The organism is Okeania sp. SIO2F5, from assembly GCF_010692685.1.
Taxonomy (GTDB): domain Bacteria; phylum Cyanobacteriota; class Cyanobacteriia; order Cyanobacteriales; family Microcoleaceae; genus Okeania; species Okeania hirsuta.
In genome coordinates this window covers 13,473-39,722 of the sequence record NZ_JAAHGU010000026.1, presented here as the reverse complement: position 1 = coordinate 39,722, position 26,250 = coordinate 13,473, and the positions used below count along the sequence as shown (strand labels likewise).

Below are 26,250 nucleotides of genomic sequence, written 5' to 3'. Positions count from 1 at the left end.
AGTCTTGGTTAAAATTATTACTAATTTTGCTGCTACGAATACTCAGTCAAAAATTCAACTGGTTATGATAAACTAAATAAAATAAAAATTTATCCCTAGTAGCTAATAAAAATGAGTAACTATTTATCCACTCAAGAGATAGGAGTAAATAAAAGTTCTCCTACTCTATTAGATATATCTATTGTGACACCTATTTACAATGAAGTTGATAGTATTCCTCAACTACTGGAAACAATTTCTACTAGTTTAAGGGAAAATCAGCTTACCTACGAAATTATTTGTGTAGATGATGGCTCTCGGGATGGTTCGACAAAACTACTAACAGAATTAGCTCAAAAACGTACAGATTTAAAAGCAGTAATTCTCCGCCGAAATTATGGACAAACTGCAGCTATGGCAGCAGGGTTTAAGTATGCTACGGCCAAAGTAGTTGTCACTTTAGATGGAGATTTACAAAATGATCCGGCTGATATTCCACTATTATTATCTAAGCTCAATGAAGGTTATGACTTAGTTAGTGGGTGGCGAAAAAATAGGCAGGATGATGCTGTTACACGACTACTTCCTTCTAAAATTGCTAATTGGATAATTGGTAAAGTTACAGGGGTAAATTTACATGATTATGGTTGTTCTTTAAAAGCTTATCGTTTGGAATTGGTTGCTGATATGAACCTTTATGGTGAATTACATAGATTTTTACCAGCTTTAGCTTTTATTGAAGGGGCAAGAATTACGGAAATACCTGTTAACCACTATGCTCGTCGCTATGGTAAAAGTAAGTATGGTTTGGGGCGAACTTTCCGAGTTGTGATGGATTTGTTAACAGTATTTTTTATGAAAAAATTCCTCACTAGACCGATGCACGTTTTTGGAATGTTGGGTTTAATTTCTGGGGGAGTTGGTCTATTTTTTGGGATTTATTTAACTATCCTAAAATTTGGCTTTAATGAACGGATTGGCGATCGCCCTCTACTAATTTTAGTTGTTGTCTTATTACTGGCAGGTTTACAATTATTTAGTTTTGGTTTATTGGCAGAATTACTGATGCGAACTTATCACGAATCTCAAGAACGACCTATTTATCGAGTTAGAGAAATTGTTGGTAAAAATTAATAGAATAAGGAATAAGGAAGAAGGCATTTAAGCCTTGCTGATTTGATATATGAAATTCAATTAGTGGTAAATTTTCACCCAAAACAATAGTGGGAATTATACCTATTTTTGACTCTAAAGTTACTGAAAAACTCTTTTCTACCTACTGACTCCTGACTCGGTGACTCCTGACTCCTGATCTAAATTTGATATGAATTTTCCCCCTGACAAAGGGGGAATAATATAATTTTCAATAGATTTTTGCCAGGTACTTATCTACTAAACTAAGAAACTTTTACTGGGGATTGTTGATAAGTGGGAAAATCAATATATCCTTCTTTGTCAAATGAATACCAAATTTTTACATCAGCAGGTGGATTAAGAGGATAGCCATTGGTAAAACGTTCTACTAAATCTGGATTACTCATAAAGGGTCGTCCAAAAGCAATTAGATCGGCATTTCCAGCTTGAATTGCTGTTTCAGCAGTTTCTTGAGTATATCCACAATTTCCGATAAGAGTGCTGGTGAATACCTCTCTAAATTCAGCCAAAGTCATCGGTTCACCTAATTCGTGATAACCAAAAGCTAAACCATCCATAACGTGAAGATAAGTTAACCCATAATTATTTAACTGTTGCGCAACATAAATAAAAGTTTCCCGAAAATCTGGCGAACCCATATCGTTAAAATTACCATTAGGAGAAATTCTTACCCCAACTCTATTAGCAGGCCAAACAGTTAAAATAGACTCTACAATTTCTTTGAGAAACTGAAATCTGTTTTCCAGACTGCCACCATAGCGATCGCTCCGATGATTGGTTTTTGACTGTAGAAATTCGTCAATCAAATAGCCATTTGCTCCGTGAATCTCTACTCCATCAAAACCAGCAGACTTTGCACGTTCGGCAGCCAAACGATAATCTTCTACAATTCCTGGAATCTCTTCTGTTTCTAGAGCGCGAGGAGTTTCTAATGGTTGTTTGCCAATGGGAGTATGAACGTATTCTTGATTCAACTTAATAGCAGAGGGGGCCACGGGCAATTGACTATTTTCGTGAAAGCTACTATGAGAAGCTCGTCCACAGTGCCAAAGTTGAAGGAACATAGGAGTGCCTTTACTATGGACGGCATCTACAACTTGTTTCCAAGCTTCTGTCTGTTCGTCTGAGTAAATGCCTGGTGTATTTAGCCAACCATTAGCTTGTTTGGAAATGACAGTTGCTTCTGAAATGATTAAACCTGCCCCAGCTCTTTGAGCATAATATTCGGCCATCATCGCATTGGGCATTCGCTCTGTGCCTGCTCGCGATCGGGTCATTGGAGCCATGACAACTCGATTTTTTAGGGTTAAATCTCCCATCATTAAGGGAGTTAGTAGGGTTTGTGAATTTGTTTGAGTAGTCATTTTTTTGATTGCTCAGTTTCTAGGATGATAATTTCATATTCATTGGTTTATTTTACCTGGAATTAAACATAGATTGAAGTTATCAAAAAATTATAATTTTGAGTGATATTTAACTATCTATAGCTATAGATTTAGTATTAAATAATTTTGCTTAATCAAGAGCAAGATTATGTAAGAATTCAGCATTCAGCAGTCAGGTGTAAGTTTGATTAGAGCTTGAATTAGTATGAGTTAAAAAGTCAAAAAGGAAAGGTTCCGAAATATCAAAAGTTTAAAATTTAGACAATGTAATATTTTCTTCGGGTGTATCTCAATGAGTGAATAAAGCTAAAAAATTATTGCTTTTAGGCAACAGGCAACAGCTCATCTGGCAACAGGGAATATATAGAAACAAAGTATTTTTGCTTGCTATGAGATGCACTCTTTTCTTCTCTCCTAGATAACTAAAGCCTCCTTCTTTCTTCTTCCTTCTGAAAAGTAATTCGGATTCTACGAATTAGTTAATAACTGAAGTATTACGCAACCATAGCACTAATGCATGATAATTGGTATAAAGTCTTCTTCTTTCTTCTTCCTTCTTCCTTCTTCCTTCTGAAAAGAAAGATGCCGAAATATCAAAAATTTAAAATTTAGACAATGTAATATTTTCTTGTCTCCTAGATAACTAAAGCCTCCTTCTTCCTTCTTCCTTCTGAAAAGAAAGATGTCGAAATATCAAAAATTTAAAATTCAGGCAATGTAATATTTTCTTGTCTCCTAAATAACTAAAGCCTCCTTCTTCCTTCTGAAAAGAAAGATGTCGAAATATCAAAAATTTAAAATTCAGGCAATGTAATATTTTCTTGTCTCCTAAATAACTAAAGCCTCCTTCTTCCTTCTTCCTTCTTACTTCTTACTTCTTCTTTCTGAATTGCTATTTCTTTTAACAATTCACGATTAATTTTACCCTGATAATTACGAGGTAAATTTTTAACTTTAACCCAAGATTTAGGTTGTTTAAACTTACTCAATTTTTCATTAATAGTAGCCATAAACTTTTCTACAGAAACTTCTAAGTCATCAGAAACATAAACAGCAGTCACAATTTCACCCCAATATTTATCGGGTAAACCTATTACACAAACATCAGTAACTAATCCAGTTGCTAAAATAGCTGCTTCTACTTCTGCCGGAAAAACATTTTCCCCACCAGTAATAATTTTTTGACTACGACGACCTACTATATTTAAGTAATTTTGATTATCCAAAAATCCTAAATCATCCGTCACAAAACTTTCAGAAGAATTAAATAAGTTGGGATAATATCCTAATGCTAAAGAATGAGCTTTGATGTTAATAATTCCAATTTGATTTTTGCCTAAAATCTCCCCATTTTCACTTTTAATCATAATTTCTGCGTGGGGTAAAATTTGACCGTTGCTATTATTTCCTTTCAAAAAATCTTTGGGTTTAAGAGTAGCAATTTGAGCAGCAGTTTCAGTCATTCCGTAAGTAGGTGCTAATCTAATCTGATATTTTCTAGCTACATCAAATAATTCCTGCCAAGCAGGTGCGCCACCTAAAAGCACTGTCTGAAAATTAGATAACCATTTTGCTGTTTCTGAATTTTGTATCAGCTTTTGTAATTGAGTTGGTACTAGGGAAATAAAAAATTTATTGGGATTAATATTCCATTCCTTTTTGTCGAAAATTTCTTTATATGATGGCAAAATTACTAAATTTCCTCCAGTAATAAAGGAGCGCATGAATTGCATTAAACCACTGACGTGATATAAGGGTAAAACACAAAATGAGTTAATTTTTTGTACTTGGAAATATTTTTGGAAGCCTTCCACAGATGCTATTAATGTTTCCCATGTATGAATGGTAAATTTAACTTTTCCAGATGAGCCACCAGTAGGAATCATAATCAAATTTTTTGGAAAAAATTCCTTGGTATTATTATTAGTATGTATTGGTTTTAGAGAGATGCTATTTTGAGGAGATACATCATTTTTGTATATATCTGCTCCTAGAAAATTTTCGTCGGGAGTATTTCCAAAAATTATATCTGGTTGTACTAATTCTAATACTTGTTCCCATTCTTGTTTCCCCCAATTTGGATTACATAGAAAGACTTGAAAACCAGTAGCAACAGCAGCAACAAAACTGGTAATAAATTCTGTTGGTTTTGATTCTGATATAAATATCTTTGGTGCAGATTCTGGGTGAAAATTTTCGTTCAAGTAATCAAACTTTTTTTGACTAATAGAGTAGATATAACTACTTTCATTACTAATTAGTAAATCACTATTTGCACTCAGATAGTTAAAAATTTGGTTCATAAATTGTCTTGTCATATTTTCTCTTGTTCATTAAATCAATGGGGAATTACAAAACCAAAAGCACAATTTTTGAGTAGATTTTGTTGTAATTATGTTCCAAGTCATAGTGCTGTTTTTCTAATAACTTTTGTTTCAAACACTCAATAGAATAAAGAGGGCAGGTTTTGAGAACTAGATTCTCTTATCTCAAGGCTTTTAGTTAAACCCGCACCTACTTATTACCAATTAGTAAATCTCTACTTTTACTTAGATAGTTAAAAATTTGGTTCATAAATTTTCTTGTCATATTTATTCTTATTCATCAAACTAATGAGTAATTTCAGTTATTACTTATCAGTTTCTCAGTAAATCACTACTTAGGGCTTGCTGATTAAAGATAAAAGTCTTGATATATAAAGGTTTTTGCCTTTTTAGGTAGTAAAAAAGTAGCAGGTTTTTGCCTGCACATTGCTCAAAAAGTGAGTATTGGGGCAAGATAGAGGCAGAACAATTTGGGGATAATTTTTCCAAGTAGTTCCTCTACGACTCTTTCCAACTCTTGACTCTTCACTACTCCCTACTCCCTACTCCCTATCTCAACAAAAAGACTTTTTCAGCAAACCCTACTTATACTTAGATAGTTAAAAATTTGGTTCATAAATTTTTTTGTCATATTTCTTCTTGTTCATCAAACTAATGAGTAATTTCAGTTATTACTTATCAGTTTCTCAGTAAATCACTACTTTTACTTAGATAGTTAAAAATTTGACTTATAAATTGTCTTGTCATATTTCTTCCTGTTCATCAAACCAATGGGTAATTTCAGTTATCAGTTTTTCGGTAAATTACTACTTGTACTCAGATAGTTAAAAATTTGGTTCATAAATTTTTTTGTCATATTTATTCCTGTTCATCAAACCAATGAGTAATTTCAGTTATCAGTTATCAGTTATTACTTATCAGTTTTTCAGTAAATCACTACTTGTACTCAGATAGTTAAAAATTTGACTTATAAATTGTCTTGCCATATTTCTTCTTGTTCATCAAACCAATGAGTAATTCCAAAACCAAAAGCACGACTTTTAAGTATATTTGGTTGTAATTCTGTCGCGAGTTGTAGTGCTGATTTTCTACCAATTTTTGTTTCAAATACTGAAGAAAAAACTACATCAATAATATGATTTTGGCAAAAATTACGGAGTTGGGAAGGCGAACCAAAAATAGCAGGTTTTATCGAAAATATTCCTCGCCAACCCTGTTGATAATATTGTTGCATTTTACTGAAGTTAGCAACAGATTCATCTAAAGCAATAGGAGTCAAGTGTTGATGACTTAATTTCAACATTTCCTCAAATTTATCGACAGATAAAGGTTGCTCTATAAATTCAATTAAATTGAGATTTTCACATATTTCTAACCATTGTTTTGCCTCCTCAAAAGTTAATCCAGCATTAGCATCTAATCTGAGATTTGCTTCTGTAGGAAGTCCTTTAACTAACTGCTGAAAAATTTGGATTTCTGTTTGAATTTTATTAACTCCTATCTTCCATTTAAAAGTACGATATCCTTCTTGCCATAGTGGCTTCCAAATTTCTATAGCTGGCTCTCCTTCTGGTAATAAAGCACTGTAAAAATTAGAGTTTTTCAATTCTTCTTTCTTATCTATTTCTCTTTCTCTAAGATTTTCCCAAGCCGACTCAAAACCAAACTTACAAGCAGGTAAATTTTCAGGAATAGATAAAATTGTTTCTACTGTAATTTCTGTTGGTAAGTGGTGACAAAAATCTAAAGCTTCCGACAAAGTTTCAGAGCAAAACCAACTCAAAGGAGCAATTTCACCTAAACCTATTTTTCCAGTTTTGCTGGTTAGTTGTAAAATAATTCCTTCTCTAATATTCCAGATACCATGGCTGGTTTTGAGAGGTTGTTTGAAGTTCCTTTTGTAGAGGAAAAATTTTAGTTGATAGTGCATAATTTTTGTGGAAGGTTTTCTTTGAAAAATTCAACCTCCTAGTCTATTTTTTACAAGGTATAGTAGTTTCAAATAAAAATGAGACGGATAAATCCCTTATTTTTAAGGATTATATCAAGGTTAAGTGTCTCAATCTTAATTGGAATGACTATATAGCAACTGCTACAGCGGTTAGGGCAGAGAAAAATATCAAATTATTAGACCATCTCATAGAGACGATAGCTATGTTTGTCTTTTATGTCCTAAGCTCCTTGGTGACTGCTATAAAATTTATAGTAGTGTTTATTAAATTAGTCTACATCTATAAAAGTTGATAGTACATAATTTTTGGGGGAAGATTTTTTTGGAAAAATTTAACCTCTTTGCCTTTTTATTGCAAGGTAAGGATAAAATTTATAGCAGTTTTAATTAGATTAGACCACATCTATAAAAGTTGTATTTTTGCTGTCTGATTTATTTAGCTGAAAATCACAATCATCGGGTGCATCTCAATTTTGAATAAAGCTAAAAATTTATTGCTTTTAGGCAACAGCTCCGAAAGGCAACAGCTCATCTGAGAATATATAGGAAAAAAGTATTTTTGCAAATATGATATGCACCCCAATCATCCTTATATTTTCAATTTATCAGCTAATTTTAAATCTGACTCTTGAAAATTACTCGGCAATCAATTATAGTCGTGACATACCTATCTTGTTCTTTCTCAAAGAGAAAAAAATTCTTATCGAGTTTTTGGCGAAAAAACACACTAAGAATTTTTATTTATATGACGTTGATGGTAGTAGCTATGTAGAAGAAGCAGACTTACAAAGGTGGGCAAAAAATCTTGCTCAATTGCGAGACTGGCAACCTGGAACATTAGAATTTGAAAATATTCTTGCTAAGTTTAAGTCTATCTAGACGAATTTTTGGCAACCTGCTGATATTAATGGTGATGGAAAAGTTAGTCTTCAGGAATACTTAAAAGTTGTCGAGGTATCTGTTGATAATTTTCCTAATTCACGAGAAATGCAGGAATCTCATACTGCTAAAGCTAATACTATTTTCAGTATCCTTGATGCGGATGATGGAACTATTTCTCAATCTGAATACATACAATTTTGCCGAGCTATTGGTTTAGATGAAGCAACTGCTAAATCTGCATTTATCAAATTAGATGGGGATGGAAAAGGGTATATTTCACGAGAAGAATATCTTCAACGAAGTCAAGATTTTCATGTCAGTAACGATCCTGATGCTTTAGGCAACTGGCTTTATGGTTCCTATGAAATTTAGCTTTTCTTGAATTACTTCTTCTTCCTTCCTTCTGCCAAAAAATTTATTACATTTTCAATCCATTCTCTAGGATTTTCCCAGTGAATATTATGACCAGATTCAGGAATTATTTTCAGATTAGCAACTTGACATAATTCTGCTATTTTTAAATTAATAGCTTTAAATTTATCATCAGATTCTCCCACCATTAATAAAGTAGGAATCTGATGATTTAATAATTTATCCCAGAGAGAAGGTTGATTGCCTGTTCCCAAATTTCGGAGAGACTTTGCTAATTCTAATGGTTTATTTTCTAACCGTCTTTCTATGACTTTCTCAAGACTATTATTTTGCCTCAAAGATTTAAATAATCCTTGACTATACCAATTAGATAAAAATTCTTGAAAATTACTGTTTTCTAACTTATCAGCTAACTTTAAATCTGATTGACGACGGAGCGATCGCTCAACTTCAGTCTTTAATCCTGGCGACGCTGATTCTAATATTAATTTATTAAATCTAGTGGGAAAACTAATGGTCATATATAAAGCTAATCTGCCACCCATTGAATAACCAAATAAATAACAATTATCAATTTTCAACTCATCCAATAAATGAATCAATGCTATGGCAGTATTTTCCATATCGTAATACTCATCACTGCCAGTAACTATAGTTTTTCCATGTCCAGGTAAATCAACTGTTAGACAACAAAAATATTCACATAATTGGGGAATGAAATCGACAAAATCATTACTACTTCCCATAAATCCATGTAGTAATAGAATAACAGGGTTATTAGTGTTACCTGTTAAATAATAGTTGAGTTGATAATAACGAGATATTTCTGTCAATTTTGTCAAAAAAAAACCCTAGATAGGGTAAGAATAGGCGGTAGATTATTCACAGATATTTAATTTTTTACTACCTTTGTTATTTGCCTCTAGCCTCATTTACTTTGACATCATTTAAAATCAATGAAAACTGATGAACTTAGAGAAAAAATTTTGAAGTATTCTGAGATATGCAATTATTTGAGAGCTTTACTCTGCATCATCTCCTGCAAAAGTTAAGTAAACTCCGCTACCACGCTCCTCAATACCAAAGATAGATGAAGCTATGCCATTATTTGAGCTTTGAGCTGTTACTTCTTGACCTGTGATTTGTCGCTGGACTGGTGCAGATATTTGAGGTAGAAGATTTTTCTTTTCTTTTTTCATTGTGCTTTCTCCTATTATCAAGTTAGCTCATCAAAGAAGGGCTATCCTAAGTTTAAAAAATACCAGGTCAGAGCCTCGGTTGAATATAAAACCTCTGGTTGAAAACTTTCAGAAGATAGACGTTATTTGACTTTAACGGATAAATTTGAAGTTGGTACTTTTAAACTATGGGGAAGTCGCAACCTTCATTATTATCAACTCAAACAAATTAAACGAGTCAGAATAATTAGAAGGCATGATGGTTATTATGCTCAGTTTTTGATTGACCACACTAGGGAGGAAAAAAAAGAATTAACAGGAAAACAAACGGGATTAGATGTAGGTTTAAATCGTTTCTACACCGATTCTGAAGGTAATCAAGTAGATAATCCTCGGTTTTTCAGAAAGGATGAGCGCAAAATCAAAAAGCTACAGAAGCGTTTATCTGGTACTAAAAAAGGTAGCAAAAACAGGATAAAAGCAAGGAATCGGTTGGCTAGAGCGCATCTCAAGGTATCTAACGATTGGGCTTACAAAGCAGCGCAGCGCGTCATCCGGTCTAACGACTTGCTAGCGATAGAAGACCTAAAAGTGCGTAACATGGTGAAAAACCATCATTTAGCCAAGTCCATTAATGATGCTGCTTGGTACAAATTTAGGGAATGGTTAGAGTATTTTGGCAGCATTTATGGAGTTCCGGTTATCGCGGTTGAGCCATTCAATACTTCTCAAAACTGCTCGAACTGCGGTAAAAAAGTAAGCAAAACTTTAAGCACTAGAACCCATAAATGTCCCCACTGTGGTTATGAAGCAGATAGAGACGTTAGCGTAGCTCCTCCGTAGGAGGCAAATGCTGCAATCAACATTCTCCAATCTGCTCTCAAGCAACTATCAACTACCCCGGGGCGCGGGGAAAGTAACATCTCTGGAGAGACTGGCCTCTGTCTGGATGGGGAAACCCAAACAGATAAGCCGACTCGACGAAAGAGAAAGTCGAGCATAGTGATATTTAGAATCCTCTTGCCTTTAGGCAGAGGAGAACGTCAATCAGACTTAACAAACTTCAGCGCAGCAGAATTCAAACAATAACGCAATCCAGTTGGTGGAGGACCATCAGGGAAAACATGACCGAGATGAGCATCACAATTACTACAGAGAATTTCTGTTCTTCGCATAAATAGACTCCAGTCAGCTTCTTCTTTGATATTTTCCTGATTAATCGGTGCCCAATAACTCGGCCAACCTGTGCCAGAATCATATTTCTCTTCGGAACTGAATAAGTCAGCACCACAACAAACACATTTGTATATTCCTTTTTCTTTATTATTGTGATATTCCCCTGTAAATGGTCTTTCAGTTCCCTTTTTTCTAGTTATATTGAACTGTTCTGGTGTGAGTTGTTCTTTCCACTCTTTTTCGCTTTTTTGAACTTTACTAACCATACTTTTAATATTCCTATTCACAGATTATTTTTGAGCACAACACCTAATTTTTAAGTGCTATAGATTGTCATGCTTAACTAATTGTAACATATTGTTAAGCAGTCTGAGGATTGTTTTTTTGCTTGGGCAGAAAATTATATAGAAAATATTGAGTTGCTTAGAATATTAGACCTCTCCGGAAAAGAGGGAGTAGGGAGTAGTAGGGACGTTGAATCCAACGTCCCTACAGAGTAGATGGAAATAATTGATGATTTATCTACGATAATTGATTTTATTTTTTATTATTGGAGATGTCTATTAAGAGTGACAATCAATCTTAGACAGGGAAATATTTTTCCCACTGTTTTCTGTTACCTATTTCCTGCTCCTCATATTTCCCATATCTCATGTTTAAATAATAAATCCCAAACCAAATAATAATCCACTAAAAAAATGTAGATAAACAGCAATAAATTTACAGTTACTAACTTTTTCTGGTTGGTCGCGATAATTACCAACATGGCGACATAACTGAATAGCAAATGGTAAACCACCAAAACTTAACAGAGTCCAAACAGGGAAAATTCCTAAACCTACACAGATAGAAATGAGTACAAAAACAATACCACAAGACCAACTTAATAATTGAGAACCTGTTTTAGTTCCCATTCTCACAATAGGCGATCGCTTCCCTGCTGCTAAGTCATCTTTTACTTGGTGAAAGTGAGAACAAAAGAGAATAATAGTAGTAGTAATTCCAATAATTATTGATGCGGTCAAACTTATCATTGACCAACTTTTAGTTTGACTATAATAAGCAGCAGAAATTGCCAAAGGACCGAAAGCAAAAAAACAGAGAATTTCTCCTAAGCCTTGATATCCTAATCTAAAAGGAGGACCTTGATAAATATATCCCAAAAAACAGCACAACAATATTAATCCAATCACCGTTAAATCTTTTTGCCACCAACTAATTCCTGAAATTCCTAAAATTCCCAACAGTAAAAATAAATTACTCAGGACGAACATCAAAGATTTATTTCCTGTCAAATTTACTAAAGAATGGTGTTTATTTTTATCGATACCTGTTTCTGAGTCAAATACATCATTACTAATATTTTCCCAAGCTAAAATGAAAATTGCTGATGTAATAAATGTTGAAAAAATCGACCAATTAATCGAATTTTTTTCCCAGAAAGCTATTGCAGTTCCCACCCATATAGGCATAATAGCTACACTATACATAGGTGGTTTGATGGCAGCTAGCCATAATTTTTTTTGAGATTGATTTATTGTTTGAAATGTCATCTTAATTTGATAATTAATCTTTGATTGTGGCAATAGTTATGCTCGTTGATTGTCATAGTTTAATCAGTTGTGACAAACTTCTCAACCCTAAGTATAGATAATGATAAACATACTTCAGAAATATTTTTCGCTCACAACAATTGTTCATCTCTTAAGACTTTAATTTCCGAGTTATGCAGAAAACTTAACAAAAAATTATGTAATTTATTTTTCCTTTACATTTGATTCAATTTGGCCTTTCTAGTTGTTCTGAATAATCCTCTATCAGAGAATGTTGAAAGAGGACTCCCGCTAAATCAAAGATTATAGCGGTGAGGTGAATTACAAAAACGCAAATTAATTGAGCGGTAGCGAATCCTTTGATCTAGGTTTTTGAGATATTTAATAAGGTTTGTAATTAATAATATTGTGTGATATTATTAATAGGTTAGGAAACAAAAAAAACCGTCAACGTGATTACTTTAACTTACCAGTATAAACTCAAAACTACAAAACAACAAGAAGCAGAAATTAATCAGATTCTTGATGTTTGCAAAACTGTATATAATTATGCTTTGAGAGAGCGGAAAGACTGGCTAAGTTCAAGAAAATCACTGATTAATAGTTGTTCAATTATTTCTGAATATATTATTCCTGTTGATGCTCCCTACCCTAATTATAATTGTCAAGCTAAAAGTTTAACAGTAGCTAAGAAAACTAATTCTAGGTTAAAGTCAGTTAATGCTCAAGTATTACAACAAACTTTAAAAACTTTAGATAGAGCATTTGTTGATATGAAAAGTTTAGGAAGAGGTTTTCCTAGATTCAAGAAGAGGATGAGGAGTTTTGTCTTTCCAGCAATGTTAAAGAATTGCTTGGGTAATAACAGATTTAAACTACCTAAGTTAGGTTGGATTAAATTAAGGCAAAGCAGACCATATCCAGAAAATATGGTAGCTAAACAAGCTAGGATAGTTAAAAAAGCTAGTGGTTATTATTTGATGGTTAGTTTCCAATCATCAGAGTTAGTTCCAGATAATCCAGTAGGAAAAAAGTCTTTAGGGATAGATGCAGGAATAGAAAATTTTGTAGCAACTTCTACAGGTAAATTGTTTACATCACCTAAGTTTTTGTTAGGTCAACTACGCGAGCTTAAATTGCTGCAACGTAGACTTAAAAATCAAACTAAAGGGTCAAGTAATGGGTTAAAGCTTCAGAATAAAATAGCTAGCTTACATGAAAGAATAGCTAATACTAGACGTGACTGGCATTTTAAATTAGCTCATCAACTTTGTGATTTAGCAGATAATACTTTTGTTGAAGATATTAACTTTACTTCCTGGTCTAAAGGTATTGTTAGAAAGCAATCTCTAGACTCTGGAATAGGTAAGTTTATTAATGAAATATTACCTTATGTTTTTTGGAAAAGAGGTAAATATTATGCCAAGGTTGATAAGAATTATACATCTCAAGAATGTCCAAATTGTGGTTATTTAAACAAGAAAAAACTTGCTGAGAGAAAACATAATTGTAGCAACTGTGGTTGTCAGGTTAATCGTGATGTAGCTGCTGCAAAAGTAATCAGAAATAGAGGATTAAGAGCGGTGGGGCACACCGTTAAATAAAAGCGCACCGCCTGCGCTGAGGTTCCCTCAGCGTCAAGACGGAGCAAGAGAGCTTGTAGAGACGGTCTGACGGGGGTACAATTCAGCTTATTTGATTTGTTACCTAGTTAAGAGTCATTGAATCAAGAATCCCCCGTTATAATCTTTGATTTAACGGTGGGAGTGTCAAAAAACCAAACTTAAAGCTCTTGGCAATAGCCTGGCGCTAACTATATGTCAAAGTCTCAAAAAGAAAACAGAAAAGAGAAATGCAAAAAAAGGAGGAAAAAAGATTTAATTTTGACCATAACTATGGGGTCTAATATAAATAAAGGTGATAATTTTAATTAAAACTAGGAGATAAATTGGGCCATATTTAGTAATTGAACAGCCCTACCAATCACTTTCTCTTAATATTCAGTGAAAATTTCCGATTCTTTTTTTCATGCCTGCAATACCCACTTCTGTTAATCTATTTCAAAGCTGCCAGGACCTGCATCAGTTTCTGTTAAATTGTCAACAGACATTAACGGAACAGGTACAGAAAAAAGTCATTAGTATTTCTGTGGAAATATTACCAGTAGATCCCCTAGCAGTATTGCAGGAAATTTGTGAACCTCATCAACTACATTTTTATCTCGAAAAACAAATTATTGGAAAAACAAATACTGAAAAAAATACCTTAGCGATCGCTGCTGCAGATGCTGCTACCCACTTGACTGTTATGGGTGGGAACCGTTTCTCACAAGCTCGATCTTTTATTCAGTCATATCTTAACAATACAATTGTTGTAGGTACAACACATTTACCATTTTCAGGTCCTCACTTTTTTTGTAGTTTTACTTTCTTTGAACAAGATTCCCAAATCAATCTACATATTTCTCAAAATGGTAATTATCAGGAGAAACCATCTATAAACTCTCACTTTCCTTCTGCAACTATATTTTTGCCACAGTGGCAAATAACTCAGAAAAATAATCGCTGTATACTTGTGATTAATACAGTTATTACTACATCTATAAATATTAAAAATATTTCCCAGATAATTTGGCAGAAATACCAGCAAATTACTCAAATAAATAATACTTCTTTATCAAGTTTAATCAAGCCTCGCGGAAATCTTCGGAAAATTAATCCCAATCATTTACAGGACTTTAAAAAATCAGTAGCTTCCGCTCTAGATTTGATTAACTCAAATTCCTTAAAAAAAATAGTTTTAGCACACGCCATAGACATATATTCTCAAACCCCTGTTAACTTAATTCAGTCTTTAAATAACTTACGATTCATTTATCCAGACTGCTATGTATTTTCTACCAGTAATGGCAAAGGTCAAAACTTCATAGGCGCAAGTCCGGAAAGATTAATTAGTATTAATAATAATCAATTAATTACAGATGCTTTAGCAGGTTCAGCGCCCAGAGGTAAAACTTCCACCCAAGATGTCAAATTAGCCAAGAGTTTATTATGCAGTGAAAAAGATTTACGAGAACATCAATTTGTCATAGATTTTATTATTAAACATCTCCAAGATTTAGGATTAAATCCTCATTACCCACCTCAACCCCATTTATTACAATTGTCAAATATTCAGCATTTATGGACACCAATTACAGCAGAAATTTCCCAAAATATTCATCTATTAGAAATCCTAGCAGAGTTACATCCCACCCCAGCAGTAGCAGGAGTTCCTAGAGATACTGCTCAACAACAAATACATAATTTTGAAACTTTCGAGCGTTCACTTTATGCAGCACCTATAGGTTGGATAGACTATCAAGGAAATGGAGAATTTGTTGTAGGTATTAGGTCAGCATTAATAGACGGAGACCGTACCAGACTTTTTGCAGGTGCAGGCATAGTTACTGGTTCAAAACCAGAGAAAGAATTAGCAGAAGTTCAACTAAAACTTCAGACTTTATTAAAAGCTTTAGTTTAAGTAAATACAACCATTTGTAAGCATTCAGCTATTAGCATTCAACATTCAGCTTTTGAACATATTCAAGCAACGACTAAGGTTCGCTGATGACCAATTTTATTAATAACTTTTCATTCTTCTTCGAGACTAATTCTTTCTGCCACAATAATGAGTTAATAACTCATAGCTGATAGCTGATAGCTGATAGCTGACCACTGAATGCTTGCCAACCATTCTATTTATTCAGTAAGCTCTACATATAATAATAGAATTTATCTATCACAACTATCTGCTAGTTTTCAACTGCCATAAAGATATAATGCAAATATAGTTTAAGGGTAGAATTAATATGAACAATTTATTTGATAATTTGTCAAATCAAGATAGCAGTATTAGTGATAATTCTGGTTTACTTAATAACGATGACTTATCCTCAACACTGGATGACATAAATCAAGATTTACACCAGAATTTGACCGATGGTTTCCATCAGCAACAGCAATTTGAATATCAACATTCAAGTATGGGTTTAGGGGCAAATATAGACTTGGAGCAAAATAATTTTTCGTTCGATAATTTTGCAAATCAAGATAGTGGTATTAGTGACAATTATGGTTTACTTAACAATGATGATTTTTCCTCAACGTCGCATGATATAAATCAAAATTTTACCGATAATTTCCATCAGCAGCAGCAATTTGAACATCAAAATTTTGGTACAGAAATTTCTGGGGTAAACTCTCATGCTCTACCACCAGAAATTTCTCACTTTCAGCAAGAGCAAAATAATTTAAGTTTAAGTTCTCATACTTTTGAGAGTCAAAATATGAGTCTATATAGTCATCATTTAGAATTTAATTCATCCACCACTGCTGCATATAATTATGACGATAAATATCCTTACACAACAATAGATAATGCAGGTCATATTGACCTACATACAAGTAGCGATCGCTATGGTCATTATGTAGGTTATTTAAAAGATCGTAAAGTTTATAATTCTAGTTATCATTATTTAGGATATGCAGGTACAGATGGTAACTAAATAACCAAGAATTTCAGGCAGAAATAGAATATCAACATCTTGATGCTCAAGCAAAATTACAACAAAATAATCAAGTATTTCAAAGAGACTTGGAAAGTCAACGCTTTGCTCATCAAAAAGAACTACAAGAAAAACAAATCTCTGCACAATTTGACCTAGAAACTTATCGTCAAGAATTTCAAGGCAAAATAGTCTAGTACCAATGGCAAGAAAATCGGACACTCCAAGAATTTATTCAAGCAGTGGATATGCAAATAGCTAAAAGCAATCAATAATTTCAAGCATGGCTATTTCAACAACAAAAACAACTACAAATCGAACTTGCTCAATATAACCGAGAAACTCAATTTCTCAACGCAATATATCAACGAGAAGCTGCCCTAGAAATTAAAGAATTAGATAACTGGCTACTCAAAATTTACCCCTGGCAAATACTTGAATATCATCAAGGACGAAATCTTGTGCCCATACAAATAATACTCGCACCCCCAGAAATAGACTATGACCGTTTGAACACCTAAATAAAACTTCTACTTCTGGATTTCCTAAAGTAGAAAAACGTCTTTCCCAAAACTTACGAAATTTCCTCGAAAAATACTATCCTCTAGAAAACAAACAACGACCCACAGAATTAATAGACCACGCTTGGGATAGTAACCGTTTTGCTAGAGGTAGTGCAGTTAAAGCTATATTTAGTCGCTTAAAATCTGAACCTATACTATTAATAGAATCAGAAGTAGATGGAGATTTGATTAATATTCAAGTTGCCTATTGGAGTGGCGGACAAGAAATTTATCCTTTCTACAAAACTATAATTCGCAATCTACATTATCCGACAATTCTCTATGAATTTGCTATTCAACGTGCCTTACATTGGGAAACGAATGTTAAACAGAAACTCTTGGCAAAAGGGAAAACCGAACAAGAGATAAATCAAAAGTTTGGTGGGGATAATTTCTCGAATTTGAGTAATTACAGGGAAAATGAAGAACTTCAAGGAGTGGGAATAGAAATTAAAAGAGGTTACAAAACCAATAGCGAAGACTAGGTAAAAACAAGAAAGAGATGCAGAGGAAAAAAGGCAGTGGGAGTCGAAAGGGGAAGTCTTTACTTTTGAAGTAGTTACTGTCAACAACTCTGGCAAAATTATTAACCGCACCCAGGGAACTGCCAGGCAAAAAATCGCATACTTGGGTAATGGGATTAAATTAGAAATGGTTTATATTCCTAGAGAAAGTTTTCTCATGGGTTCGCCGGAAAATGAGGCGGGAAGAGATAGTAATGAAAGTCCGCAACATCAAGTTACTCTGCAAGCTTTTTATATGAGTAAATATCCTATTACTCAAAACCAGTACCAAGCCATTATGGGAAATAATCCTTCTCACTTTAAAAGAGAAAGTCGCCCAGTAGGAAAATGTGAATTGGCACAACGCCATAGAGTTTTGTTAAAAGCTATCTGAGAAAACTGGGAAAATTTATACCCTGCCCAGCGAGAGTCAGTGGGAATATGTCTGTCGCGCCGGGACGACTACTCCTTTCTATTTTGGAAAAACTATAACGTCTGAGTTAGTTAACTATGAGGGGAAAAGAGGACAAACAACAGATGTAGGAAGTTTTCCTCCCAATGCCTTTGGTTTATACGATATGCACAGGAATGTCTGGGAATGGTGTCTAGATGTTTGGCACGATAATTATAATGGAGCGCCTACTAACGGAAGTGCTTGGGAAACTGGAGGAAATAGTAAAATAAAATACTTCGGATTAAAATCCGACGAGTCACCTTTCATCCATCGCTTAAAAGACGATGGCTTTCATGCTCCCATGTTATTTAGGTAATAGAAGATTGCTCCGTGGCGGTAGCTGGTACTACAATTCTTGGGATTGCCGGAGTGCCAGGCGTGACTTCAACATTAATTTGGGTATAGTTATCCTTGTTTTAGAAGCTCCCGTTATAATCTCCGATTTAACGGGAGAGAACTTCACATATGATTCTCTCTATCTCCCTACTTATGAAATTGTATTTCAAAATTTAAAATTAATTTATTCAATCAAAAATCATACGCTCAAATTTCAAAACTAAGACGTTATAGTTATGACTATCTCAACAACAACCACAACACAAGCAGCTTTTCTGCTAAATATCTCAACAGGTAGATTGCGAACTTTACTTAATCAAGGCCGGGTTCAAGGAGCTTATAAATTTAAAAGACTTTGGATGATTCCCCTTAACCATCGGGGAATGCCAGAGATTACACCAGGTAGTCGTGGTCCACAACCTACTTGGAACAAACTTCAACGCAAAGCCAAAACTATTGTTCATGTTATACGGAAGAATATTGATTACAACCGAGACAATGGAACTTCTCATCCAGCAATTGCTGTGAAAGTGGGGGATAAAAAAAAATATTGCCACGCCCTGAAAATTAACGGACCTTGCCAAATCGTTTATCAACCTCATCAACCTAATAAAAGTCAAGCTGGGGGTGCCCGGCTGTGGATTGAAGTGGAACCAGAATATATAGTTGAGCGAAAATATTTTCCAGATGGAGATTATGGTCCGCCTCCAGAAGAGACTCCAAAAAAGTCTAAAGCTAAAAAGAAAAAGTCGGAAACTAAAGTAAATAACAGAAGTAGTTAGATATAGAGAGAGGCAAAGGTTCAGTTAATTGATATTCTATTGTTTCAGGTACTTTTATAACCCTGATACCAATTTTATGTGAGGCTGCAAGAATTAGGTGGTAGGTAGTAGGTGTTATACCAATTTTATGTGAGGTGGCACAGAATTATGAAATTTATTAACTTGTCTATCTCGATCTACAGTCAACCCCGATTAAAATATTTTTCTATGCAACTTCTTATCAATTTGGTATTAGTTTTTGTGATGAGTACCCTATTACTATTCAAAACTCAAAAATGCCAATTGATTTTAGAAATATAAACACAGTCTGGGCATCAATTTTAGTAGAAACATTACAATATCTAGGATTAACTACAGCAATTATTAGCCCTGGTTCCCGTTCCACGCCTCTAACATTTGCCTTTGCCACTCACCCAAAAATCGAAACAATTCCTATTCTTGATGAACGTTCCGCATCATTTTTTGCTCTAGGAATAGCAAGGAAAAATTATCAACCTGTGGTAATAGTTTGTACATCTGGTACTGCTGCTGCCAATTTTTATCCTGCCATAATAGAGGCAAAAGAAAGTCGTATTCCACTATTAGTTTTAACGGCAGACAGACCTCCAGAATTACGAAATTGTCATGCAGGTCAAACAATAGATCAAGTTAAATTGTATGGCAGTTATCCCAACTGGCAAGTTGAACTAAGTTTGCCTTCTATAGAACTAAAAATACTTGAATATTTAAGACAAACAATTATTCATGGTTGGAGAAAAACAATTTTACCAACACCAGGACCTGTGCATTTTAATATTCCTTTTCGAGACCCTTTACCTCCTATACCCCAACCAGAAGTTATTACTTTAGAAGCAAAATTCCCCCAAAACTTTTTTGCTACAGTACAACCAATTTTCACAACAGAATTTTTGCCTAATTTTGACTTAACATTAGATTTAAAAAATCAACTTCAATCTGGCAAAGGCGTAATTATTGCAGGTTTAGCACAACCCAAAAATCCTCAAAAATATTGTCAGGCGATCGCTCAAATTTCTCAAATTCTCAACTTCCCAGTTTTAGCTGAAGGTTTATCTCCTCTGAGAAACTATCCTAGGTTAAATCCCTATTTGATTAGTACTTATGATTTAATTTTAAGAAATCAGGAAATAGCACAAAAACTTATTCCTAAAATAGTTTTACAAATCGGCGAATTACCAACAAGTAAACAATTAAGAACTTGGCTAGAAACAACTAACCCTCATAGATTAATCATCGATCAAAGCGAGGATAATTTTGACCCGCTCCATGGGAAGACAAATCATTTACAACTTTCAGTAGAACAACTAGCTAAAATTTTTACTCCTAAACTTTTCCATAGTAATTCCGATGGCAATTACTTAAATTTGTGGTGCAATGCTGAAGTAAAAGTTAGAGAGGCGATCAACAAAAAAATGGCAGCAATTAATCAAATATTTGAACCTAAAATACCTTGGTTAATTTCTCAAATATTACCCCAAGGTACACCAATATTTATTGCTAATAGTATGCCAGTCAGAGATGTAGAATTTTTCTGGGTTCCTAATAATTCCCAAATCAAGCCATTTTTCAATCGAGGTGCAAACGGAATAGACGGTACTTTATCAACTGCTTTAGGTATTGCTCATCGTCAACAAAGCAGTGTTTTGTTAACAGGAGATTTAGCACTTTTACATGATACTAATGGTTTTTTACTGAGAAATAAATTAGTCGGTCATTTAACTATTATTTTGATTAATAATCAGGGAGGAGGAATTTTTGAAATGTTACCAATAGCTAAATTTGAACCACCTTTTACAGAATTTTTCGCTACTCCCCAAGATATTAATTTTGCTGCTCTCTGTAATACTTATGGTGTAGAACATCAGAATATATCTTCTTGGCAGCAATTACGACAACTTTTAAATACTCTACCAAGTAGTGGAATAAGAGTTTTAGAATTACAAACAAACCGCCGACTAGATGCTAAATGGCGGTTAAATAATTTAGATAAATTTGCAGCAAATCTATTGCTATAGCAGAAGAAAGAAGGAAGAAGGAAGAAAGAAGAAGGAAAAATATTATGTTGTCTGAGTTTTAAGCTTTTGATCTGTCCGCGCCATTTGCTTCGACTGCTATAAATTAAAGTGTATACCACTACAAAAATTGGTTAAGACATTTTTCAATCTTATTCGCAGAGCGTTTCCACAGGAAAAACCATTTTACAGTTCTCTATTCCCTGTTCCCTGTTCCCTATTCCCTAGCACGTAGCGCTATAATAATTTAATTTTTTCTTACTCTCAAATAATCCCAAATTTATGCAGCAGCAGGCTTACTCAATAAAGGATCTAACTCACCCTTTCCATCTAGAGTATAAATATCATCACAGCCACCAATATGTTGGTCATTGATAAAAATCTGTGGCACAGTACGATATCCATTCGCACGTTCAGCCATAGTATTTCTGGCAGCTGCATTGCCATCTATTTTGTATTCTGTATAGTTGACACCTTTCCACCACAGCAAAAGTTTTGCCCTTATACAATAGGGACAAGTTTGCCAAGTATAAATTTCAACGTTAGCCTTGATTTGTTCTGGATGACGACCAAGAATAGGATTAATAAAGTCAAACATTTTTAGTAATTAGCCCTAGTAATAAATTAGCAAGTGTAGATACTTTTTAACGTATTTTTCCTGAAAATTGCAACAACTTAAACTAACCTTCTGCCTTATTTAGCAATTTTATGACTTGATAAAAAGTGTCTTTTTTTTATAAATATACCTATCAATATTTTGTCCAAGATTGTTGTATTAGATCATATCTGTTTGAATACTGATAAATAAGAATAAGGGAGCAGGGAGTGGGGAGCAGGAAGAATGAGGAAGATTTGCCGTTGAAGTGAGAATATATTTTTTTTATCGCTAATTAAACAGACATGATATTGTACTAATTTAGTAAGTATTTACTATAAATAGTCTGTTCCATATTCCCGACAACTATATTACAGTAATGATTGACTCAAAATTTAATATCGATACCTTGTAGGTTTAGCCCTCATCTTCATTTGTGTTTGCATTTTATCTCTAATGTATAGTTCTCGGGAAATTTGAGAAAAATAATGAGCTGTAAATACTAAATTAAGCATCAAAAAAACTAAGACCAAAATCAGCACCAAAACGTTTAAAATACTTAATTCATTAAACACTGTAAAGATGGCGAATAAAACTGAACAAAGACCAAATCCAGAAGCAGAAGAACTGAGAATTAGCCAGCGTAATTTAGACATAATTAGGTTAATAAATATTTAATGAAAGTAGAAGGCATAAATTTTACTTATTATTGAATAATACATAAATGAGCTTAAATTTAATAGTCCTATAATCACTTTTAGCTGATTTATTGAGGAGAGGCAAATCTAAGTTATTTATACCAGGGAACAGGAAACAGTAGGAAAAATATTTCCCTGTCTAAAGATCATTATTACTCTATGTCCTAACCTATCTGTCTATTGCCATATAGGGTAGTGCCTGTGCGAAAGTGTGGGAATGATCAGATGAGTATTGTCCCTAAATACTCTCAATCATCATGGAATGTCCTCTGTGTGGCCATCAGAAAACTCATAAACATGGAAAGACTAGCAAAGGAAGTCAACGATATTATTGTCCTGAATGCCTACAAACTTTTCCTGCGGAATGCTGGGCAAACACCGATACTTTTGACACTCTCTACTATCGGCGAAAAGTTGAACCAGAGAAAATGCCCATGGTTCTACAGGCTCACGTTGAGGGTAGTAGTTTAAGAGGAATTAGTCGAGAGCGTGAATCTGGCCGATAATACGGTAGTCAGTTTGGTGAGAGCTACCTCTCAAAAAGGACAGATGATTCATCATGCTTATGTCCAAGATATTGAAACCTCACAAATCAGCAGTTATGAGTTTTGGTCATTCGTCTAAAAAAAGCGAGTGCTAATTGGTGAGGTCTCCCCAGAATGTAAGACGCACTCAAGACACAAAAACATTCTCAGGCAAATGAATTAACAGAAGGGGATTGTGGGATTGGCATGACTCAAGGATCCAGAACGTGGATTAATTTTGGCTACTAGAGTTGGCAAACAAAGTCACGAGTTCCGATACAGAATTAATCGCCAATACAGAAGGAAAAACTAGCTGTAAACATTGTTATACAGATGATTGGGGTGGGTATGAACGAGTTTTACCACCAGAAGTAGAACATATCATCGGTAAAGACCAGACTCAGCAATTAGAACGAACTAATAGAATTGTCCGACAGCAGATAGGTCGGTGGCATCGCACCCCAGAATAAGTTTGGTAAGGTCTGGCAGCAAACGGAAGTAACAGTGAGGTTAGCGTTCGCGGAGCGTGGCGTCAGGCGTATCGCCTACTTTAATTGGATTTGGGTTCATAGTCGCAAGGACAATACTGCAGCCCAAAGATCGGGGCTGGCGTTGGCGGAGCCTAGCGGCAGCTATATCGCCCCTTGGAACTGGAATGATCTAATTACCATTCCCACACTTTGCGCTCTGCACTACCCCATATAGTACATAGCCCAATCTGATAACTATGCCAATAGTAAAACCTCAGTATTTTTGCCCAAAATTGTGTAATTTAACAGAAAAATGCCTTGACAGATTATACTTATAACACTTTTCATTTAAGTAGACTACAAAATTCTCTTGGATTAGGGAGTATCGATTAGGAGGCCACTGTAGTCTATATATTTGAAAATCGCTATAATATCCATCAAGGCTCAAAGTATTGCCGAAATATCAGCACATTTAGAAAATAAACAAAAATTACATTTTGTCAAGTTGTTTACGCAAATCTTCCAGTTCAGCATCAACCTCCGATTTTTCTGCTGAACCCTGATTTGACGCAGGTAGTTGATTCTGACTTACAGAACCTCCAGAGAGTTGTGCCTTCATCGCCGCTAACTCATCATCAACATCACTACTAGCTTCCAACTTTCGGAAATCCTCTTCCAAACCACTGCCACCAGCTAACTCTGCTGTAGCTTGGGAACGGGCCTCCATTTGTAAAACTTTTTCTTCCATCCTGTCAAAAGCTGCCATTGCCCCGCTAGTATTCAGAGAACCCATGGTATTATTGAGTTGCTCCTGAGTTTTAGCAGCAGTCATTCGCGCTTTCAGCATATCCTTCTTCGCCTTAGCTTCAGAAATCTTACCTTCCAAAGCAGTTAAATTCCGCTTTAAAACTTCTACCTGACTTGTTTGACTGTCCAAAGATACTTTTACAGTGTCTGCTGTCTCAGAATAAGTCTTCTTACGCTGTAGAGCTTCCTTGGCCAAATTTTCATCTCCTTTTTGTAGAGCTAACTGTGCCCTGGAGTACCATTGATTAGCTTGAGATTGAGCTTGATTATATTGTTGTTGGCTACGTTTCTGAGTAGCAATAGCACTAGCAACAGCCTGACGCAACTGCACCAAATCCTCTTGCATATCAATAATAGACTGCTCTAGAACCTTCTCAGGATCTTCAGCTTTACTTACCATGTCATTAACATTAGCTCTGACAAGGCGACCAATTCTATCAAATAATCCCATAATTTTATTTTTCCTTTGATATTTAATTTAGCTTCTAGCTCTTACTGGCCAATACTAACTACTATAAGCCAAATTTTTCATTAGTAATAGATAAGGATACTCTCCCCATAGCTATACATTCATTTTAAGTCTTTCTTTCTCCGCGAACTACCCATAAAAATCAGGACTTTGCTGAGTGGTAATGATTTTTAGATTAAGTATCAACGAAAAACATCGGACATAGATATTAAGACTGAAATATTGAAGATGGGTTTAGCTGAATGAGAAAAAGTCTGTTGCTTTGTCCTTTAGCAAGATTAGTTTGTTTAAAGCAAAACAGTATAATAAGAATCCCCAGAACCTTAGTTATCTTGAGTAGCTAGAATACTTCAAGTAAAAAGACAGATTCTTCTTCATAGTTTAAACCCAAATAAGAAAACCTCTATAATTCATGTAAATTGATTCCATATAGCTTCAAATTATGATTCTGTTTTTCTGAGATTAGAACCATCTTGAATTGGTAACTGAGAATTACTTCCCCCAGGCAACATTTCCGCCTTCATCGCCTCCAACTCAGTCTCAATATCATTACCTTCTTCCAAAGAAGCAAATTGTTTTTCTAAACTATCAGTTCCCAACTCAGCGATCGCCTCAGACTTAGCCTCAAGCTGCATTACCTTCTCTTCCATCTTCTCAAAAGCACTCAAAGCATTACCAGTATTTACAGTGCCCAAAATTTCATTTAGCTTTTCCGAGGCCTTAGCAGAACGTGCCCTGGCAATATACATATTCTTTTTTAGTTTAGCCTCACTAATTTTTTGTTCCAGCTGTCTCATATTTTGCTTCAGCTTTTCCATTACCTGTTTTTGCTGTTCCACCTGAACTTTCATTGATGTAGCAGTTTCTTGGTAAGATTTGCGTCTAGTTAGAGCTTCCCGTGCCAAATTTTCCTGGCCTTTTTGCAGAGCTAACTGTGCTCTCCTATACCATTCATCTGCAGTAGACTGAGCTTGAGAACATTGTCGTTCTGTACGTTTTTGAGTAGCGATCGCCTGTGCCACTGCCTGGCGTAGTTTCACCAGGTCATTTTGCATATCTGTCACTGTCTGTTCCAGAACCTTCTCTGGATCTTCCGCACCAGAAATTAAAGTATTAATATTAGCACGAATTACCCGCCAAACACGGTCTAAAAGTCCCATAAAGACTATCCCTCTTCATTATTATTTATTATATTTTGATTTATCTATAGCAGGGAACAGCGAGAAAAACATTTACCCTGATGGTAGTCCTGCATGGTAATTGTGAGGATATATATTTTTTAATTTTTCCCACACTCCCGGTGTTCCCCACACTCCCGGTGCTTCCTTTAGCATTACTATACACAACTACCCCCCTGATTTGGAGCATCATTAGTCTCTGTCCTAATCTACCTGTCTATTGCTATAGTTAATTGAGTAATAAAATAGGGCTGCTGAATTCAGGGATGAATTTTTAGGAATAGGTAAAGCCTACTTACTCTTTCATGTGAACCTACAATTTATCCCCCAAATATGCAAC

19 protein-coding genes and 4 pseudogenes are annotated in these 26,250 nt (G+C 34.7%); 13 read left to right on the top strand and 10 right to left on the bottom strand.

All coding sequences use genetic code 11. The features are described from left to right. Positions 1–111: 111 nt before the first annotated feature. Positions 112–1,113: a glycosyltransferase family 2 protein gene (locus tag F6K27_RS12065; RefSeq protein ID WP_287276368.1), complete on the top strand. Its 1,002-nt coding sequence runs from the start codon at positions 112–114 to the stop codon at positions 1,111–1,113. A 263-nt stretch (positions 1,114–1,376) separates the two neighbouring features. On the opposite strand, the gene F6K27_RS12060 is transcribed toward F6K27_RS12065, so the two are convergent. The 3 genes from F6K27_RS12060 to F6K27_RS12050 form a co-directional block, all read right to left on the bottom strand. Further along, positions 1,377–2,498: an alkene reductase gene (locus F6K27_RS12060; RefSeq protein WP_287242956.1), complete on the bottom strand. Its 1,122-nt coding sequence runs from the start codon at positions 2,496–2,498 to the stop codon at positions 1,377–1,379. Between the two features lie 857 nt (positions 2,499–3,355). Continuing rightward, a complete protein-coding gene (locus F6K27_RS12055) occupies positions 3,356–4,837 on the bottom strand; it encodes a 2-succinylbenzoate--CoA ligase (RefSeq protein WP_287276366.1) in 1,482 nt (493 codons plus the stop codon). A 973-nt stretch (positions 4,838–5,810) separates the two neighbouring features. Beyond that, positions 5,811–6,773 carry an o-succinylbenzoate synthase gene (locus F6K27_RS12050; protein WP_287276365.1) on the bottom strand — a complete coding sequence of 321 codons (963 nt, stop codon included), beginning with the start codon at positions 6,771–6,773 and terminating at the stop codon, positions 5,811–5,813. Between the two features lie 732 nt (positions 6,774–7,505). Between F6K27_RS12050 and F6K27_RS12045 the strand changes: the two genes are divergently transcribed. The 3 genes and pseudogenes from F6K27_RS12045 to F6K27_RS12040 all read left to right on the top strand — a co-directional run bounded on the left by F6K27_RS12045 (position 7,506) and on the right by F6K27_RS12040 (position 8,048). Continuing rightward, positions 7,506–7,673 (top strand): hypothetical protein, encoded by a 168-nt coding sequence (locus F6K27_RS12045; RefSeq protein WP_287276364.1) that lies wholly within the window; start codon positions 7,506–7,508, stop codon positions 7,671–7,673. 18 nt (positions 7,674–7,691) lie between these two features. Next, positions 7,692–7,742, top strand: a pseudogene (locus F6K27_RS33625) (hypothetical protein); the annotation flags it as partial. 39 nt (positions 7,743–7,781) lie between these two features. Continuing rightward, positions 7,782–8,048, top strand: a complete 267-nt coding sequence (locus F6K27_RS12040; RefSeq protein WP_287276363.1) for an EF-hand domain-containing protein — start codon at positions 7,782–7,784, stop codon at positions 8,046–8,048. A gap of 11 nt (positions 8,049–8,059) precedes the next feature. Here the strand turns inward: F6K27_RS12040 and menH are convergent, their stop codons facing one another. Next, a complete protein-coding gene (menH, locus tag F6K27_RS12035; protein WP_353735977.1) occupies positions 8,060–8,890 on the bottom strand; it encodes a 2-succinyl-6-hydroxy-2,4-cyclohexadiene-1-carboxylate synthase in 831 nt (276 codons plus the stop codon). Positions 8,891–9,070: 180 nt separating this feature from the next. Then, entirely contained in the window at positions 9,071–9,247 is a 177-nt protein-coding gene (locus F6K27_RS12030) for an anacyclamide/piricyclamide family prenylated cyclic peptide (protein ID WP_287242959.1), read from the bottom strand. A gap of 36 nt (positions 9,248–9,283) precedes the next feature. On the opposite strand from F6K27_RS12030, the pseudogene F6K27_RS12025 reads away from it, so the two are divergent. Further along, a pseudogene (locus tag F6K27_RS12025) lies at positions 9,284–10,048 on the top strand (RNA-guided endonuclease InsQ/TnpB family protein); the annotation flags it as partial. Positions 10,049–10,269: 221 nt separating this feature from the next. Here F6K27_RS12025 and msrB read toward each other — a convergent pair. Both msrB and menA read right to left on the bottom strand, forming a co-directional pair. Continuing rightward, a complete protein-coding gene (gene msrB, locus F6K27_RS12020) occupies positions 10,270–10,668 on the bottom strand; it encodes a peptide-methionine (R)-S-oxide reductase MsrB (protein ID WP_287276362.1) in 399 nt (132 codons plus the stop codon). 390 nt (positions 10,669–11,058) lie between these two features. Beyond that, a complete protein-coding gene (gene menA, locus F6K27_RS12015) occupies positions 11,059–11,955 on the bottom strand; it encodes a 2-carboxy-1,4-naphthoquinone phytyltransferase (protein WP_287276361.1) in 897 nt (298 codons plus the stop codon). Between the two features lie 452 nt (positions 11,956–12,407). Between menA and F6K27_RS12010 the strand changes: the two genes are divergently transcribed. From F6K27_RS12010 to menD, 7 genes and pseudogenes are all read left to right on the top strand, one after another. Further along, the gene (locus F6K27_RS12010) at positions 12,408–13,559 is read left to right on the top strand and encodes a transposase (RefSeq protein ID WP_287276360.1); all 1,152 of its coding nucleotides are present in this window, start codon (positions 12,408–12,410) and stop codon (positions 13,557–13,559) included. Positions 13,560–13,983: 424 nt separating this feature from the next. Next, on the top strand, positions 13,984–15,477 hold the full coding sequence (locus F6K27_RS12005) for an isochorismate synthase MenF (protein ID WP_287276359.1): 1,494 nt from the start codon (positions 13,984–13,986) through the stop codon (positions 15,475–15,477). A 328-nt stretch (positions 15,478–15,805) separates the two neighbouring features. Beyond that, on the top strand, positions 15,806–16,501 hold the full coding sequence (locus tag F6K27_RS12000; protein ID WP_287276358.1) for a hypothetical protein: 696 nt from the start codon (positions 15,806–15,808) through the stop codon (positions 16,499–16,501). 748 nt (positions 16,502–17,249) lie between these two features. Continuing rightward, entirely contained in the window at positions 17,250–17,549 is a 300-nt protein-coding gene (locus F6K27_RS11995; RefSeq protein ID WP_287276357.1) for a hypothetical protein, read from the top strand. Between the two features lie 58 nt (positions 17,550–17,607). Continuing rightward, positions 17,608–18,337: pseudogene (locus tag F6K27_RS11990) on the top strand (formylglycine-generating enzyme family protein); the annotation flags it as partial. 256 nt (positions 18,338–18,593) lie between these two features. Beyond that, positions 18,594–19,139: a DNA-binding protein gene (locus F6K27_RS11985; protein WP_192901076.1), complete on the top strand. Its 546-nt coding sequence runs from the start codon at positions 18,594–18,596 to the stop codon at positions 19,137–19,139. Positions 19,140–19,414: 275 nt separating this feature from the next. Then, entirely contained in the window at positions 19,415–21,172 is a 1,758-nt protein-coding gene (gene menD, locus F6K27_RS11980) for a 2-succinyl-5-enolpyruvyl-6-hydroxy-3-cyclohexene-1-carboxylic-acid synthase (RefSeq protein ID WP_287276356.1), read from the top strand. 277 nt (positions 21,173–21,449) lie between these two features. On the opposite strand, the gene grxC is transcribed toward menD, so the two are convergent. Then, positions 21,450–21,767, bottom strand: a complete 318-nt coding sequence (gene grxC / locus F6K27_RS11975; RefSeq protein ID WP_124143998.1) for a glutaredoxin 3 — start codon at positions 21,765–21,767, stop codon at positions 21,450–21,452. Positions 21,768–22,704: 937 nt separating this feature from the next. Here grxC and F6K27_RS34345 point away from each other — a divergent pair. Then, a pseudogene (locus tag F6K27_RS34345) lies at positions 22,705–23,691 on the top strand (IS1 family transposase). Between the two features lie 255 nt (positions 23,692–23,946). On the opposite strand, the gene F6K27_RS11960 reads toward F6K27_RS34345, so the two are convergent. Further along, the gene (locus tag F6K27_RS11960) at positions 23,947–24,714 is read right to left on the bottom strand and encodes a PspA/IM30 family protein (RefSeq protein WP_287276354.1); all 768 of its coding nucleotides are present in this window, start codon (positions 24,712–24,714) and stop codon (positions 23,947–23,949) included. A gap of 458 nt (positions 24,715–25,172) precedes the next feature. Beyond that, the gene (locus tag F6K27_RS11955) at positions 25,173–25,892 is read right to left on the bottom strand and encodes a PspA/IM30 family protein (RefSeq protein ID WP_287276352.1); all 720 of its coding nucleotides are present in this window, start codon (positions 25,890–25,892) and stop codon (positions 25,173–25,175) included. Positions 25,893–26,250 lie beyond the last annotated feature (358 nt).

What these genes read in the sequence shown, in the direction of transcription:
- F6K27_RS12065 (WP_287276368.1), top strand. Translation starts at nt 112, where the DNA reads ATGAGTAACTATTTATCCACTCAAGAGATAGGAGTAAATAAAAGTTCT.
- F6K27_RS12060 (WP_287242956.1), bottom strand. Translation starts at nt 2,498, where the DNA reads ATGACTACTCAAACAAATTCACAAACCCTACTAACTCCCTTAATGATG.
- F6K27_RS12055 (WP_287276366.1), bottom strand. Translation starts at nt 4,837, where the DNA reads ATGACAAGACAATTTATGAACCAAATTTTTAACTATCTGAGTGCAAAT.
- F6K27_RS12050 (WP_287276365.1), bottom strand. Translation starts at nt 6,773, where the DNA reads ATGCACTATCAACTAAAATTTTTCCTCTACAAAAGGAACTTCAAACAA.
- F6K27_RS12040 (WP_287276363.1), top strand. Translation starts at nt 7,782, where the DNA reads ATGCAGGAATCTCATACTGCTAAAGCTAATACTATTTTCAGTATCCTT.
- F6K27_RS12030 (WP_287242959.1), bottom strand. Translation starts at nt 9,247, where the DNA reads ATGAAAAAAGAAAAGAAAAATCTTCTACCTCAAATATCTGCACCAGTC.
- msrB (WP_287276362.1), bottom strand. Translation starts at nt 10,668, where the DNA reads ATGGTTAGTAAAGTTCAAAAAAGCGAAAAAGAGTGGAAAGAACAACTC.
- menA (WP_287276361.1), bottom strand. Translation starts at nt 11,955, where the DNA reads ATGACATTTCAAACAATAAATCAATCTCAAAAAAAATTATGGCTAGCT.
- F6K27_RS12005 (WP_287276359.1), top strand. Translation starts at nt 13,984, where the DNA reads ATGCCTGCAATACCCACTTCTGTTAATCTATTTCAAAGCTGCCAGGAC.
- F6K27_RS12000 (WP_287276358.1), top strand. Translation starts at nt 15,806, where the DNA reads ATGAACAATTTATTTGATAATTTGTCAAATCAAGATAGCAGTATTAGT.
- F6K27_RS11985 (WP_192901076.1), top strand. Translation starts at nt 18,594, where the DNA reads ATGACTATCTCAACAACAACCACAACACAAGCAGCTTTTCTGCTAAAT.
- menD (WP_287276356.1), top strand. Translation starts at nt 19,415, where the DNA reads ATGCCAATTGATTTTAGAAATATAAACACAGTCTGGGCATCAATTTTA.
- grxC (WP_124143998.1), bottom strand. Translation starts at nt 21,767, where the DNA reads ATGTTTGACTTTATTAATCCTATTCTTGGTCGTCATCCAGAACAAATC.
- F6K27_RS11960 (WP_287276354.1), bottom strand. Translation starts at nt 24,714, where the DNA reads ATGGGATTATTTGATAGAATTGGTCGCCTTGTCAGAGCTAATGTTAAT.
- F6K27_RS11955 (WP_287276352.1), bottom strand. Translation starts at nt 25,892, where the DNA reads ATGGGACTTTTAGACCGTGTTTGGCGGGTAATTCGTGCTAATATTAAT.